Origin of the sequence: Gilliamella sp. B2838, assembly GCF_026536185.1 — a bacterium.
Taxonomy (GTDB): Bacteria; Pseudomonadota; Gammaproteobacteria; order Enterobacterales; family Orbaceae; genus Gilliamella.
Window position 1 is genome coordinate 92253 of record NZ_JAFNOO010000001.1, and the last position, 14499, is coordinate 106751.

General features: G+C 34.3%; 11 protein-coding genes. 9 read left to right on the forward strand and 2 right to left on the reverse strand.

What is annotated here, in order from left to right; translation table 11 throughout:
• The first annotated feature begins 69 nt into the window (after positions 1–69).
• The 7 genes from licT (at position 70) to J3U63_RS00490 (ending at position 8225) form a co-directional block, all read left to right on the forward strand.
• Positions 70–912: a BglG family transcription antiterminator LicT gene (gene licT, locus J3U63_RS00460; RefSeq protein ID WP_267333056.1), complete on the forward strand. Its 843-nt coding sequence runs from the start codon at positions 70–72 to the stop codon at positions 910–912.
• 187 nt (positions 913–1099) lie between these two features.
• Positions 1100–2989, forward strand: coding sequence for a beta-glucoside-specific PTS transporter subunit IIABC (locus J3U63_RS00465; RefSeq protein ID WP_267370169.1), 1890 nt, complete (start codon positions 1100–1102; stop codon positions 2987–2989).
• Positions 2990–2992: 3 nt separating this feature from the next.
• Positions 2993–4384, forward strand: a complete 1392-nt coding sequence (locus tag J3U63_RS00470; RefSeq protein WP_267343866.1) for a glycoside hydrolase family 1 protein — start codon at positions 2993–2995, stop codon at positions 4382–4384.
• Positions 4385–4492: 108 nt separating this feature from the next.
• Positions 4493–5293 (forward strand): histidine phosphatase family protein, encoded by an 801-nt coding sequence (locus tag J3U63_RS00475; protein WP_267370171.1) that lies wholly within the window; start codon positions 4493–4495, stop codon positions 5291–5293.
• 131 nt (positions 5294–5424) lie between these two features.
• Positions 5425–6759: an OprD family outer membrane porin gene (locus J3U63_RS00480; protein WP_267343864.1), complete on the forward strand. Its 1335-nt coding sequence runs from the start codon at positions 5425–5427 to the stop codon at positions 6757–6759.
• A gap of 25 nt (positions 6760–6784) precedes the next feature.
• Positions 6785–7540, forward strand: a complete 756-nt coding sequence (locus tag J3U63_RS00485) for a histidine phosphatase family protein (protein WP_267333061.1) — start codon at positions 6785–6787, stop codon at positions 7538–7540.
• A gap of 145 nt (positions 7541–7685) precedes the next feature.
• Entirely contained in the window at positions 7686–8225 is a 540-nt protein-coding gene (locus J3U63_RS00490; protein ID WP_267343863.1) for a methylated-DNA--[protein]-cysteine S-methyltransferase, read from the forward strand.
• Between the two features lie 729 nt (positions 8226–8954).
• Here the strand turns inward: J3U63_RS00490 and J3U63_RS00495 are convergent.
• Positions 8955–10277 (reverse strand): hypothetical protein, encoded by a 1323-nt coding sequence (locus J3U63_RS00495; protein WP_267370172.1) that lies wholly within the window; start codon positions 10275–10277, stop codon positions 8955–8957.
• Positions 10278–11038: 761 nt separating this feature from the next.
• Here J3U63_RS00495 and J3U63_RS00500 point away from each other — a divergent pair.
• Together J3U63_RS00500 and J3U63_RS00505 are read left to right on the forward strand one after the other, a co-directional pair.
• Positions 11039–12139, forward strand: coding sequence for a hypothetical protein (locus J3U63_RS00500; RefSeq protein WP_267370173.1), 1101 nt, complete (start codon positions 11039–11041; stop codon positions 12137–12139).
• Positions 12132–12893, forward strand: coding sequence for a DeoR/GlpR family DNA-binding transcription regulator (locus tag J3U63_RS00505; RefSeq protein ID WP_267333065.1), 762 nt, complete (start codon positions 12132–12134; stop codon positions 12891–12893). Before J3U63_RS00500 ends, J3U63_RS00505 begins: the two co-directional genes overlap by 8 nt.
• 37 nt (positions 12894–12930) lie before the next feature.
• Here the strand turns inward: J3U63_RS00505 and J3U63_RS00510 are convergent, their stop codons facing one another.
• Complete coding sequence (locus tag J3U63_RS00510) at positions 12931–13734, reverse strand: Cof-type HAD-IIB family hydrolase (RefSeq protein WP_267370175.1); 804 nt, start codon at positions 13732–13734, stop codon at positions 12931–12933.
• Between the last annotated feature and the right edge of the window lie 765 nt (positions 13735–14499).

The following is a 14499-nucleotide window of genomic DNA, read 5'->3' on the forward strand; positions in this document are numbered from 1 at the left end:
TGATATTTTAACTTTCCATTTTCGATTAGCTATTCATAATATTTTAACCGATAAATTAAATCCTAAGCTATGAAAGTTCATAAAATACTTAATAATAATGTAGTTATTACGCTTGATGCTAAAGGCAATGAATTAATTGTAACGGGTAGAGGCGTTGGCTTTAAAAAACGTGAAGGTGATTTAATTGATCCAACCCTAATTGAAAAGCAGTTTTCATTAACCAATAAAGAAACTTTGCCCAAATTTGCTGAGTTACTTTCTGAAATTCCAATTGAAGTACTCACCACTTCAGAAATTATTATTCAACATGCCAAGCAATTTATAGAAGGAAAACTACAAGATAGTATTTATATTTCACTCACTGATCATATTCATTTTGCCATAGAGCGTCATAAGCAAGGATTTGACATTCCAAATAGTTTCTTGTGGGAAATAAAAAAACTCTACCCCAAAGAGTTCCAAATGGGGTTATACGCTTTATCGGTAATAAAAGATCGTTTGAATATCGAATTACCCGAAGACGAAGCCGGCTTTATCACTTTTCATATTATTAATGCACAGCTAAATGATACCATGCCAAATATCGTCAAAATGACAAAGATTATGCGGGAAATCCTTAATATTGTAAAATATCATTTCAACTTCGAATATGATGAAGATTGTTTATCTTATCAGCGGTTTGTAACACATTTGAAATTTTTTGCTCACCGAATTTTAAACCAAAGCAAACAAGTACAACAAGATGCTTCATTGTATCAGATAATTCGGCAAAAATATGAGCACGCTTACCTTTGTACCAAACAAATAGACTTACATCTAATTCAACAATATCAGCACCCTCTTACCGATGACGAAAGTTTATATTTAACCATCCACATTGAACGTTTACGTAATGAGCTTAAAACGCAATAATGTGAAATAGATCACATTTTTGTAATGACTTTCAAAAAGTGATATTTACTTTTCACAATTTATGTTAGCCTAACTTCATAATTTTTGGATTGTTATTGCATAATAGAACAATAAATTATGCAAGCAAAACCTAATCACCTTGAACAAAGGTGGTTAGGTTTTTTTTTGCTTTTAATAAGGATAAGGTATGAAAAACAGAGGGCTTGCCGAATCAATTATTCAACACGTTGGTGGAAAAGAGAACATTACCAGTTTAGTTCATTGTGCAACTCGATTACGCTTTGTATTGAAAGATGACAATAAAGCTGATGCCGATATTTTAAAAAAACAAAAAGGTGTAATTACTGTTGTACAAAGCGGTGGGCAATTTCAGGTCGTTATTGGTAACAATGTTGCTGATGTGTTTAACGATATTATGGAATTAACCAAATTAAATGAAATTTCTCAACCAAACAGTTCATCAGGTAAAAAATCGGGCATTTTATCTAAATTAATTGATTTAGTTTCTGGTATATTTATCCCTGCATTAGCTATCATCGTTGCGGGCGGTATTTTAAAAGGCCTCATATCATTATTGCAAGTATTGAATCTTGTTCAGCCTGCGACACCAACTTATAACTTTTTATTTGCGATTGCCGATGCGCCTTTTTACTACTTACCACTAATTTTAGGTTTTTCTGCCGTGAAAAAATTTGGTGGTAATCCTTACGTTGGTATGGCAATTGGCGGCGCTTTAGTCCACCCCAATATAGTCAATATGATGGGGAGTGCTTTAGCCCTTAAAACGGAATTCTTCTCTATTCCGATAAACCTTATTCCCTATGCATCTTCTGTCTTTCCAATCATCTTAGCAAGTTGGTTTTATTGCTTATTAGAAAGAGGCTTTAATAAAATATTACATGACTCGTTTAAAAAGTTTATTTCGCCCCTGCTTGGGTTACTAATTACTGTGCCATTAACTTTTGCAGTTATTGGTCCTGTGGTCTCATTTTTAAGCGATATTGTAGCTGCTGGTATTATTTATGTATATCAACTCAACTCAATTATTGCCTCAATGATTTTAGCTGCAGTTTGGCAAGTGATGGTTATTTTTGGTATTCATTGGGGATTAGTCCCGTTTGCCATGAATAACTTATCTATCAGTGGCGAAGATTTTATGCTACCAATTTTATTCCCAGCGGTTTTTGCACAAGTGGGGGCTGTTTTAGCGGTGATGCTAAGAGCAAAAGATCCACAATTTAAAGCATTGGCCAGTTCATCCGTTTTATCGGGCATTTTTGGGGTAACAGAACCGGCTATTTATGGTGTTAATTTACCGTTAAAAAGACCCTTTGTGATTGGCTGTCTAGCCGCTACAGTTGGTGGCGGTATTGTGGGTTACTTCCATACGGTAATTTACTCATTTAGTTTTATTAGTATCTTTTCATTTTTACAATTAATTCCAGCTGAAGGTATCGATGAAAGATTTTATGCGGTCGTTGTGGGTTGTTTAATCTCATTTATGCTTGCCTTGATTGCTACTTATCTTTTTGGAATTGCGAAAGATAAACGCGATCTAATCGGACAAAACGAACAACAAACTGAAAAACAACATGATAAAGTTAATGACAGCAGCGTTACCTTATTTAGCCCAATGACAGGTGAGTTAATTGCTTTAAATAAAGTTAATGACCCTACTTTTGCCAATGAACTAATGGGAAAAGGTGTAGCGATAATACCAACAATTGGTCAAGCTGTTGCACCCGATGATGGTGAAGTGGTCTCACTATTTAGAACTAAACACGCGATTGGATTACAAACTGATTCAGGTGCTGAAATTTTAATTCATATTGGTATTGATACTGTTAAATTAGGGGGTCAATACTTTGAAGCTCACGTACAAGCTGGCAGTAAAGTCAAGAAAGGTGATCTACTTGTTAGCTTTGATATAGATGCTATTAAACAAGCTGGATTTGAAGTCACTACACCAATTATCGTTACAAATACAGATAATTATCAAGATATTCAATGTATTTTTAAACAAGATAATATTCAAATTGGTGATGCATTATTGGCATTATCGACAAATAAGGAGTAAAACATGTCAACAAAATTTCCTGATGATTTTTTATGGGGCGGTGCGATTGCCGCCAATCAAGTAGAAGGGGCATTTCGTGAAGATGGCAAAGGGCTATCGACTTCGGACTGTACACCTAATGGACTATTTGGTGATATTGTTGATCGTAATGAACATAACATTACTAGTATTAAAGATCGAGCAATCGATTTTTATCACCGCTATCCGGAAGATGTTGCACTATTTGCACAAATGGGTTTTACCTGTTTACGCACATCTATTGCATGGACTAGGATCTTTCCAAATGGCGATGAAACTCAACCTAATGAGGCTGGGCTTGCTTTTTACGATAAGCTATTTGATGAAATGATAAAACACAATATCAAACCATTAGTTACTTTATCTCATTACGAAATGCCTTACCACTTAGTTACGCAATATGGCGGCTGGGCAAACCGTAAAGTGATCGACTTTTTTACCCATTATGCTAAAACGGTTTTTGAACGCTATAAAAATAAAGTAAAACTATGGTTAACCTTTAATGAAATCAACATGTCATTACACGAACCGTTTACTGGTGTTGGGCTTGCTCGCAATAGCAGTAAAGCACAAATTTACCAAGCGATTCACCATCAACTTGTCGCAAGTAGCCGAGCAGTAAAACTATGCCACAACATGATTCCTGATGCAAAAATCGGTAATATGCTATTGGGTGCTGTTGCCTACCCACTTACACCAAAACCAGAAGATGTATGGGCTACTCATCAAGAAAATCATGGTTGGTTATTTTTTGGTGATGTACAAGTGCGTGGATACTATCCAACCTATATGCACCGATTTTTTAAAGAGAACAATATTAAACTAACAATAACAGAGCAAGATCATGAAGATCTTAAAGAAACGATCGATTTTGTTTCATTTAGTTATTATATGAGTTGCTGCGCAACAGCGGATGAATCACAAAAAACGAAAGGTAACATTTTAGATATGGTGCCAAATCCTTATCTAAAAGCTTCTGAATGGGGATGGCAAATCGATCCTATTGGTATTCGTTATTTACTTAATATGCTTTATGAACGTTATCAAAAACCGCTATTTATTGTCGAAAATGGTTTAGGTGCTAAAGATAAACTTGAGGATAACGGCACTGTCAACGACGACTATCGAATTAATTATATGAATGATCACCTTGTGCAAATTCGAGAAGCAATCAATGATGGTGTGCAAGTCATGGGATACACGAGTTGGGGACCCATTGATCTTATCAGTGCCTCAAAAGCAGAAGTAACCAAACGTTATGGTTTTATTTATGTCGATCTTAATCAAGATGGTTCCGGTAGCTTAACGCGTTACAAAAAGAAAAGTTTTTATTGGTATCAATCTGTCATCGCCTCAAATGGTGAAACATTAAAATAAACGATAAAGTGACTAGTCTATCATTGACTAATTGCGAGTAAAAAAGTAGTTAATTATTGTGTCAAGGCAGAACGGTTAGCTACTTTACTAAAAAGTTAGAACTAGAATATGAAAAAAATAATCATAAAAGCACTCGTTACCGTAAATTTGATCGCATCGAGCCTATTAATCACGAGTTGTGCTCAATTATCATCTAATACATCACAAGACGCTATCACCATCTATTTTGCTCGTCATGGAAAAACACTTTTCAATAGTTATGATTTGGTTCAAGGATGGGCTGACTCGCCTTTAACTGAACAAGGTATTGAAGTTGCTCGCTATTTAGGTGAAGGCCTTAAAGATATTAAATTTGATGCTTACTATACCAGTGATGCAGGTCGCCAGCGCGAAACGATGCAAGTATTGCTAGCACAAAAAGGGATAAAAGATTATAAAATACAAGAACTAAAAGGTTTACGTGAAGTATTTTATGGTGGTTTTGAAGGTGGGCCGAATGCCAAAATGGTTAACGCCAGTATGGATTCTTTGGGTTATAAATCAGTCGAAAGTTTTTATAAAAGCTATAAAGAAGGTAAGATTTCTGTCGCTGCATTGACGAATGCTATTGCCAAAGCTGATCCTAAACATCAAGCCGAAGATTATCAACAAGTTAAACAGCGTACACAAGCAGCGCTAAATACTATCGTTAATAATGCAATTAAATATCACCAAAAAAATGTATTAGCGATTTCATCTGGAATGTCGATGCAAGTAATGATCTCTGATCTTACTGACAACAGCAATAAAAATAAACCATTATCGAATGCAACAGTCGTTAAAATTGTTTACAAAAACGGCCAATACAACGTGGTTGAAATAGGCAACATGCATTATGTTGAAAACGGAAAATCTACCTTAAAAAATTAGACAGACAAAAAATTGAGCAGACTGGATTGTTACTGCCAAGGCAGGCAAAACCTAAATGTTTAGTAAAAAATAAAAATTTATAAATATTAATTATTTTGAACTTTGAATATAAACACTTTAGGAATTTAGGAATGAAATTAAAATCCCTCACTGTTATACTTTTTAGCTTGACGAGTAGTCTTGTAGTAGCTAATGAATCGACATCAAAATATGAGCCTAAATCAATAGCTGATAATGCTTTTTTTAAAGATACCAAAATCGTGCTATCAACCAAAAACTATTGGAAGTATTTAAAAGAAGAAGCCGAAAATCCAAAAACAGTTCACAATGCATGGGGGCATGGCGTTGCAGTAAGTTATCAATCCGGTTATTTGGCTGATTTTATTAGTTTAAATGCTGATTTTTATCGAGCATTTCGTTTAGCTGCCAGTGATCACTTTGCAAGTCGAGGCGTACTTTACAATAAAGGCAATAAAGCCAAAAGTAGCAATGCCGGTGGCTACACTAAAATAGGCCAACGTTATGTCAAATTAAAAACGAAAGTAGCTGATGTTAATCTTAATGGTAATATTGGCTGGCATACAATGAAAAACTTTGGGGTTATTTCTAATACTACTCGCCTATCGCCAACAACTTATCAAGGCTATAGCGCAACATTAAATTACGATGAAGTGACATTAAAAGGGGCTTATATAACGCATTCAATTTCTCGTGACTCTCCCGATAAAAAACAGTTTAAAAGTCGTGATGGCAAACATACTATTGATTATATTGCCACAGGCGATATTTCACTAAAAAATAAATTTTACAGCGCTGAATATGCCATTGGTGAAAGTAAAGACTATTTACGCCGTCAAATCTTTTTAGGTAGCATTAAACCAATCGATAAGTTAACAATTGGCACCCAACTATATTTTACCAAATCGCTAAATAATTATAAAAAAATGGCACTGAGCAAACGTTATTTTGATAAACATGCCAATCACTATGCCGCTGATGTCAAATGGCAAGATGATAAGTGGGGAGCTAAAATTGGCATTGCCTATACTGATGCTAAAAAAGGTCAAGGACAGTTAGGCTATTATCATCGCCATATGTCTAGCCATTCACGCGGTACATTTATGTCTATGACGCAAGCAGGCGAAGATTATTTACGACATGGCGAACGAGCATTATCAACAATCATTGATTATAAGCTATATCCCGATTTAACGCTTGGTTTAACTGCAAATTATGGGGAGTTTAAATTCAGGCACACAACCGTACGCTCAAGCGAATTTAACTTGTTCACCAGCTGGATCCCGACCAATAATAGTTTAAAAGGGCTAACCCTTTGGGGAATGGTTGGACCTGGATGGTCTTATAAACATAAAAATCGCACACCCATTTTACGAAATGGTAAATCTCAAACTGCACCGTTCTTAGGTGCTGAATTTATTGCAGAATACCGTTTTAACTTATTATAAATCAGAACACTATGAGGTACTTTTTATGAAAACGTTAATAAAATCTTCAAGTTTGTTATTGGTATTTCTTTTTACGATAACAAATGCTTTTGCTCAAGATGTCTATCTTTATGTTACCCGACATGGTAAAACCATGTTCAATAACGTACATCGCGTACAGGGTTGGTCTGATACCCCATTAACCAAACCTGGTATTGACGTTGCTCAGCAACTTGGTCGAGGGTTAAAAGATGTTGATTTTATTTCGGTCTATTCTAGTGATTTAGGACGAGCAAGGCAAACTGCACGTATTATTCTCGAAACAAAAGGTGTGCCAGTGCAAATAAACGAAATGGAAGGATTACGGGAAAATTGCTTTGGCGAATATGAAGGTGATCTTGACCCTAATATGTGGAATCCGGCAGCAAAACATTTAGGTTACGCATCTGATAAAGATCTTATGGACGATTTAGCAAAAGGTAAAGTAACACTTAAAAAAATGATCGACGCGATTGCTGCTGTTGAAAAATCAGGAGAAGCAGAAGACTATAATAAAGTAAAAACTCGCATGCAAGAATCATTAAAAATGATTGCAGAATCAGCCAAAGCACAAGGTGGCGGTAACGTTTTAGTCGTATCGCATGGTTTGGCAATTATGGCAATGGTTGAAGAGCTGTTAGATAAACCGATAACCGCAGGTTTAGGTAATGCAAGTGTAACTAAAATTCGTTATACCGATGATGGCAAATTTATTGTTGAAAGTTTAGGTGATATGAGTTATGTCGAAAAAGGCAAACAATAATATCTAACAGTTAAAAGATGCCCCCTCAACATTGGGGCATCTTTAACTCAAGATACTTTTTGCAATTAAAAAAATGATAGAATCTGTTACAATAAACCTGCACAATTAATCAATTATTTCAAGTGATAACATTAAAAAGGTCAGCATGTTTTATCTATCTCAATACCAATCACCTATGGGCTCAATCAGTCTAGCAAGTCAACAAAATAAATTAGTTGGCGTTTGGATTGAAGGACAAAAATATTTCGGTACCATTCTCAAAGCAGAAAAACAATATCATGCAAACCTACCCATCTTTAATCAGACAAAAAAATGGCTTGATGATTATTTTGCAGGGAAAAAACCTAACATTAAGCAACTTGAACTCGCGCCACAAGGTACCCCTTTTCAACACTTAGTCTGGCAAATTTTGTGTCAGATCCCTTACGGGCAAGTAATCACCTATGGCAATATAGCCAAACAAATTGCACTACAAACTAATAAGGCTAGCATGTCAAGCCAAGCCGTTGGCGGTGCGGTTGGCCATAACCCTATATCCATTATTATCCCCTGTCATCGAGTTGTTGGTGCCAATGGTAATTTAACCGGTTATGCTGGTGGCATAGATAAAAAAATTAAACTACTTGAAATAGAAGGCTTAGATATGACACAATTTTTTACACCCCGTAAAGGTACAGCCCTTTAAAAGTTAAAATAATAATCGACTAAAAGTAAATCAGATGACTACACTGATCCATTTTTAATGGTTGAAAATAACCGTTATCTAGCAAATTATCATTCATTTATCGTGGTGATTGCTTAAAGATTATGGTGTTTTTTAAGCGCTTTGCTGTTAGACATTGCCTTGATTTATTTTGGTAAACGCTGAACTAAAAATCCCACTTACAGATTAAAAAATCAGCATAAATATTTTATTATTTATCAATACGCTACTTTTATCATACATAACTTAATGAACAACATGACTATATAACCTACAGTGTAAATTTACCTAGTCGTTTAACTAGTTAAATATGTAAGATTTATTGGTAAATAGATGGCTGTAATTCACTTAACTCATGTCGTTTTTTATGAAAATGATAAAAAGTTAGCGATTAATTCCAATATAAATTTAAGTGAATTAAGTTAAAAAATTTATCTGTTTAGCACAGTTATCTATAATTATTATTTACGCTCAACTGAAGTATCTTTTAACTGTTGCTAAGTTATCAATAAAGCACCGTTATCTGTTTATTTTTTATGCATTCATTTTAAAAAATTTTGCTTGTCGCTTAGCGACAAGACAAAATTTTGTTTTCTCTCTAATAATATAATCGTCACAATGCGTTTTTTCTTACCCTTGTAAGTTGCATAGCCCATTAGTAGATGGCACTAACCATCATAATGAGATCAAATATACCATTGTAAAAATTATTTAGCCTTTACAGGCAACTAAATGTTGATAAGTAACAGAATAAGTATTTACATTACCTGCTCTTGCATCAGCAACAAACATATAACTACCAGTAAGATGAACACTAGATGTCCAATAGAATGCTTTTCCATCCAAAGCTTGTACAAAGTTACCCCATTGCGAATCCGGATAAGCAGCAAAATTTGTAAATCCCCATTCTGGGAACACGCCTTGTCCTATCGCCCGTGTAAAGGTGTTCATACTGGTATCCCAATCAACATTAGGCGCTATATTATTTTGTGGTGAATTAGTAAACACTGAAATAGCCGGTATATTTTGGATGCCACCACATCGATTTTTTGCACTCTCAAAATCCATATAATTACTACCTTGTGGAATTATCCAAATACTTGTTGGATTAAAGGTATAAGTAAAAACTTTGGAGTTATCTCTTTTGGTGACAATACTTACTGTTACATTACCAGTCGGTTTATCTTTGATTTTAACAAATCCTTGCGGATCAACCGAAACCTGCCCACCAGGGTTAGCTGTGATACTATAACTATAATCAGTTTGTGCACCTGACATAACTAACTGAAACTTAGCGCCAGGAAAACCAGTTGTTGGAAACGTCGCTTTCGATACAGTAGGATTGACCTTAAATCCCATATCTGGAACATAATCTGCCGTAAAACCACCACCGTGAATCGGATGACGACTGGTACGATTAACATCATTCCAAGCTTCACCACTGCCATCGGCATTATAACTAATCCATTGATTAGATTTGTTAACAATTGTTGCATTAGGTTTAGCATAACAAAGTAGAGGTTTAGACGAAATTTGATAACGTTTTACTATTGGCACATAATCACTTTCCCGAGGGATACCATATTTAGAATAGGTCTTTACTTGTGTTGTTATTTCAAGCGTTAATGGCATCGGATAACCACTTCCGCATCCCATCGTTTTACTAATATCTGTAATTAATTTTCCATTACCGTCATACCACTGTTTACTGGTAAATGAAAGTAAAAATGGCTTTGATGCATCTATCCCATCACCATCTTTATCCGCATAATTTAATGTGTTATCCAATGAATTATAGTAAAAATTCTTAACGATAAAATCAGCAGGGCTTAACTCACCACTAAATTCCTTAATTACATCACCCTTGATATTGTTGCTTGCTTCACTGTAAAAAACACCATTAACCGTAAATCCTTGCTTATTCGCTGCCAAATCGATATTTATCACTTCCGGCGCACTACCTTCTATCGCTTTCGCTGTCGTTGTACTTAATGCTTGAGCGGTATGAGTCGTCAATAAAATAAAAAATATCAATAAAGAACATTGCGCTAATGCCGATTGAATTGATTTAAAATAATCTTTTACATATGAATTATTTAACGAAATAATGCTCGAAAAGTGTTTAAGGAAATATAAAAATTTTAAAAATGTGAAAAAAGAGATAAAAGTCGATAAGTGCGAGGATAATCCACTGACGCGATGACTTGTTGTAACTAGACTATCTAATAATGCCCGATGCCCGATGCCCGATGCCCGATGCCCGATGCCCGATGCCCGATGCCCGATGCCCGATGCCCGATGCCCGATGCCCGATTAAGACCACATTTTAACATATTTTTACCAATCCTTGTAGTGAATATCTAAATTTTTTCTTTAAAATTCATATGATTGAGTTTAATTTAATCATCAATTAATTTTGCTCTAAACCTTTAGTACCAATTTATACTAAAGTACTTTTAGCGTAATATATTAGAATAGTTAATTGAGTTTGTAATGAGCTTTTCAGTAAAGAATTGTTAAGTTATCACTCAAATAAAGTGACATTTGTCTTTACACTAGACGTTTAATTTTAATACTATCTTTGATAGATTCAGAGATAACATAATAAAAAAATTTAAAAAAATGATTTTAAGTTGAAATATAGATAAATTCATTTAGTTTATACCCTTTTGCATAAAAGCAGATTTACATTACAATTATTAAATTAGATTGTAATATGTTGATGAAAACGTCTTCCTTAATAACCCTATTATAAGGAATGTTACATAGTCAACATTATTTAAGAGATAAAAAGCATGAAAAAAATAATATTACTTTTATTATTGATGGTATCTTCACCGGCATTTAGCACTATCTATGTTTATAAAGGTAATATAGCAGATAAACAAATGACTTTATATCTAGAGCCGATAAGTCAAGCTTTTTGGGTTTATGATGATGATCCTAAACAGATACAACATAAATTAAACTATGGATGTGAATTAAATAATTCCTGCTCACAGTTAACTCATCAAACCAATTTAGAACTTTATGATGCACACGATCTCTATATCGATCCTGACAATCAACAAATAAAAGCCAAAAAACAAAGTCATTATTTTATCTTTAATGATATTCATCTAACACAAAATCAAGAAACAACATTGTTAAATCAAACATTAGAGGGTTATTGGTTTAATGGCAGTAATAATCAACACTATCCGGTAAAACTTTCTCAACAATTAGTGATAGATAAAGACAGTAATACGCAATTTACTAATGTTGAATTATTACAATTAGCGTCAACTGATCATCACTATTTTACTGCCGTCTTTTCTAAACAAAAAATGGATAAAATTAAGTTAGTTGGCATTAATGTTTATGCGAAAAATAACCATCAGTTATTACAAAAAATCAAAAATTTAAACTATAGTGATAATGGTTTTATGAGCATCGACTTACAAGATATCAATTTTGATGGAATACTTGATTTAGCTATTAAAAAATACCGTTCAAGGCAAGGTGATAACTTGGATTATTATATTAATGATAAGGGAGCATTTACACCAACACATTTATGGGGGAGTAATATAGAGTTTAATCCCAAAGACAAATCCGCCATAGGTAGCAAAGATTGTTATGACCTGGATGATAAACAACAAAGGGTCCAGACTAAAATAGAAAGTGTTTATCAATACAAAAACTATCAATATATTTTTGTAAAAAATCGTTGTCAAATCATTAATATTGACAACAAAACCCAACGAAATTGTTTAGATGCCGAATATAATGCCTGTTTACTAAACCGCAATAATATTAATCGCGAAAATCCAAATGTAATTGGTGAAGATAATATACTGTACAAGAATATGGCGTGGGATAAAGGTAAATTAATTGATGGAGTGATAGATGATTGATTATGATGCTTTTCCTGAGCAACGACAATCTTATATTCAGCAGCTGTTACAAGACAAAGGTCGAGTAGTCAATGCCGATTTAATTAAATTACTTGGTGTATCAGAACATACAATTCGCCGCGATTTACAAAAACTTGCACGTAATGGTATCTGCAAACGTGTTTATGGTGGTGCGGTCAGCCAATTAAAACAATCTGCAAGCTTTGAAACCAGAATGACACAAAGCGTTAGTGAAAAGTCATCGGTTGCTAAACGATGCGCTCAACTCATCAAAGCCAATTCTTGTATTTTTATTGACGCAGGTTCAACCTATTTGACAATGGCAAGTTATATTCCTACAAATATTGAGTTAACTATTGTGACAAATTCCCCCCAAATCGCTTCACTACTTAGTAGTCGAACTCAGGGAGAGCTTATTTTACTTGGTGGAAAAGTAAATCCACAAACCGGCAGCACCCTGGGTGCAGATACGGTAAATCAGATCCGTAACATGGTCTTTGATCAAACATTTATCGGCGTGTGTGGACTTGATCCACAAGCTGGATTAAGTGCTGTTTATTATGAAGATGCTTGTTTTAAAAAAGAGGTAATTGCCCAAAGTAATGAAGTTGTCGCCGCTGTAATAGCCGATAAAATGTTACAAATAGCTCGTTATAAAGTGGCAAAGTGTGAAGATCTCGATATCATTGTCGTCAGTCGAGAAACTAAAATTGAAGGTTTTGAGCAGGTTGATTTACAAATAGAGGTCGCCTAATAGATTCGCTCTAAGGTCGACCAAATCTCTTTTTTAGCTATTTTGCTTGTAGATTTAATAGCAATTGAATTGTTTTTAGAACGGCACTGTCAGTATTATAGCCCGTTATAAAATTTGCCTTTGCTTTCGTTTCTTCAAATGCATTACGCATGGCAAAACTATATTCCGCTTGTTCTAACAATTCAATATCGTTATAACCATCACCGAATGCCATAGTTTCGTGTGCAGTTACATTAAGCATTTGTTGTAATTTCTTGATAGCTGTACCTTTATGTGCATCATAATCGGTAATATCAATCCAATTTGCTTCTGATACAACAATATAGACATTATCCTCATAAGGGGTTAAATGCATACGCGTTTGAGGGCATTGACCTGTTTCATCATAGACCGTGATTTTAATAAAATCATCAGAAATTGAACTCAGTTCATCAACTTCAATAATGGAAGCATAAGAACCACGAACTTTTTGTTTTAATCTTGCTGGTAAATCCGATCGAATCACTGCCCCTTTTGCTGTACAGGCAATGATGACATGATCGGTGCTGGCTTGTTCCAATGTTTTGATAATACGTTGTCCTAAATCATTGGCTAAAAAGGAACGATAGACAAATTCTCCATTAAATTTAATCGCTGTAGCACTGTCGCCAACGATCCAAATATGTTGACTATAATCGCCAAAGAGTTCCTCGACCCGCTCACACTGTTTACCTGTACACGCAACAAAATGGACATTCTCATTTGCCATTTGCTTATACACTTTAGCAAACAGTTGGCGATCATAATCACCTTGTTCGTTTAAAAAAGTCCCGTCTAAATCACTGATAATTAATTTAATCATATATTTTTCCTTTCATGCTAATAATAAAGATTTTATCAATATGATTTAGTATGATGCTTTGTGATGGATTTAGCAAGATTAAATAACACTTTTGCTTTGAGCTTTATCAAAACACACTCAAACAAGTCTTTTACAAAATGATTAATAAATTCAAGATTAATTACTAAGATGCTGAGCATTAATAAACTACGAAGGATGTCATAAAAGTTAGTGAAAATCCAATTATCACCCGCCATATAAAAAGCATCAACATCGAGCATCAACAACCAATAAAATAGTTAATTATAGAAAAGATCCTGAATCGATACTTCCCTATTCCGTTAATCAAACCGCGCTTATCAATGCTTGTTTAGGGGTTATTAATCAACCCCCAAAACGGATAATAATAGGCAAAAAAATAGTGCTTTAATTGAAAAAAACAGAACAACTGTATATCAATGTCACCCTTTTAACAATCAAAGCATCGATAGGAACAATAATCTATTACCTCTAAATCAAATATTCGTGGCATTTTGAAAATTAAAATAGCAAAAAATTTTTATATTACTACTTAGAATAAACCCTTTCAGATTCGTTTCATAAGACATTAATTAAACCTGCTACACCGTTTATTTGATACAGTTTCAAATTTAAAGAAAAGGCAGAAGGTTAAGTTCTCAGGTAATTTTTTTAAAGATAGTGATACTTGTATTGATGAATCAAGCATGAGTTTAGAGGATAAATTAAAAGAGCCTGAATATACCCTCAGATTTTTTCAAGTCAGTC

Bases quoted from the DNA above. Each gene is read 5' to 3' on its own strand.
- J3U63_RS00505 (WP_267333065.1), top strand. From the start codon at position 12,132: ATGATTGATTATGATGCTTTTCCTGAGCAACGACAATCTTATATTCAG.
- J3U63_RS00485 (WP_267333061.1), top strand. From the start codon at position 6,785: ATGAAAACGTTAATAAAATCTTCAAGTTTGTTATTGGTATTTCTTTTT.
- licT (WP_267333056.1), top strand. From the start codon at position 70: ATGAAAGTTCATAAAATACTTAATAATAATGTAGTTATTACGCTTGAT.
- J3U63_RS00480 (WP_267343864.1), top strand. From the start codon at position 5,425: ATGAAATTAAAATCCCTCACTGTTATACTTTTTAGCTTGACGAGTAGT.
- J3U63_RS00490 (WP_267343863.1), top strand. From the start codon at position 7,686: ATGTTTTATCTATCTCAATACCAATCACCTATGGGCTCAATCAGTCTA.
- J3U63_RS00510 (WP_267370175.1), bottom strand. From the start codon at position 13,734: ATGATTAAATTAATTATCAGTGATTTAGACGGGACTTTTTTAAACGAA.
- J3U63_RS00500 (WP_267370173.1), top strand. From the start codon at position 11,039: ATGAAAAAAATAATATTACTTTTATTATTGATGGTATCTTCACCGGCA.
- J3U63_RS00470 (WP_267343866.1), top strand. From the start codon at position 2,993: ATGTCAACAAAATTTCCTGATGATTTTTTATGGGGCGGTGCGATTGCC.
- J3U63_RS00475 (WP_267370171.1), top strand. From the start codon at position 4,493: ATGAAAAAAATAATCATAAAAGCACTCGTTACCGTAAATTTGATCGCA.
- J3U63_RS00465 (WP_267370169.1), top strand. From the start codon at position 1,100: ATGAAAAACAGAGGGCTTGCCGAATCAATTATTCAACACGTTGGTGGA.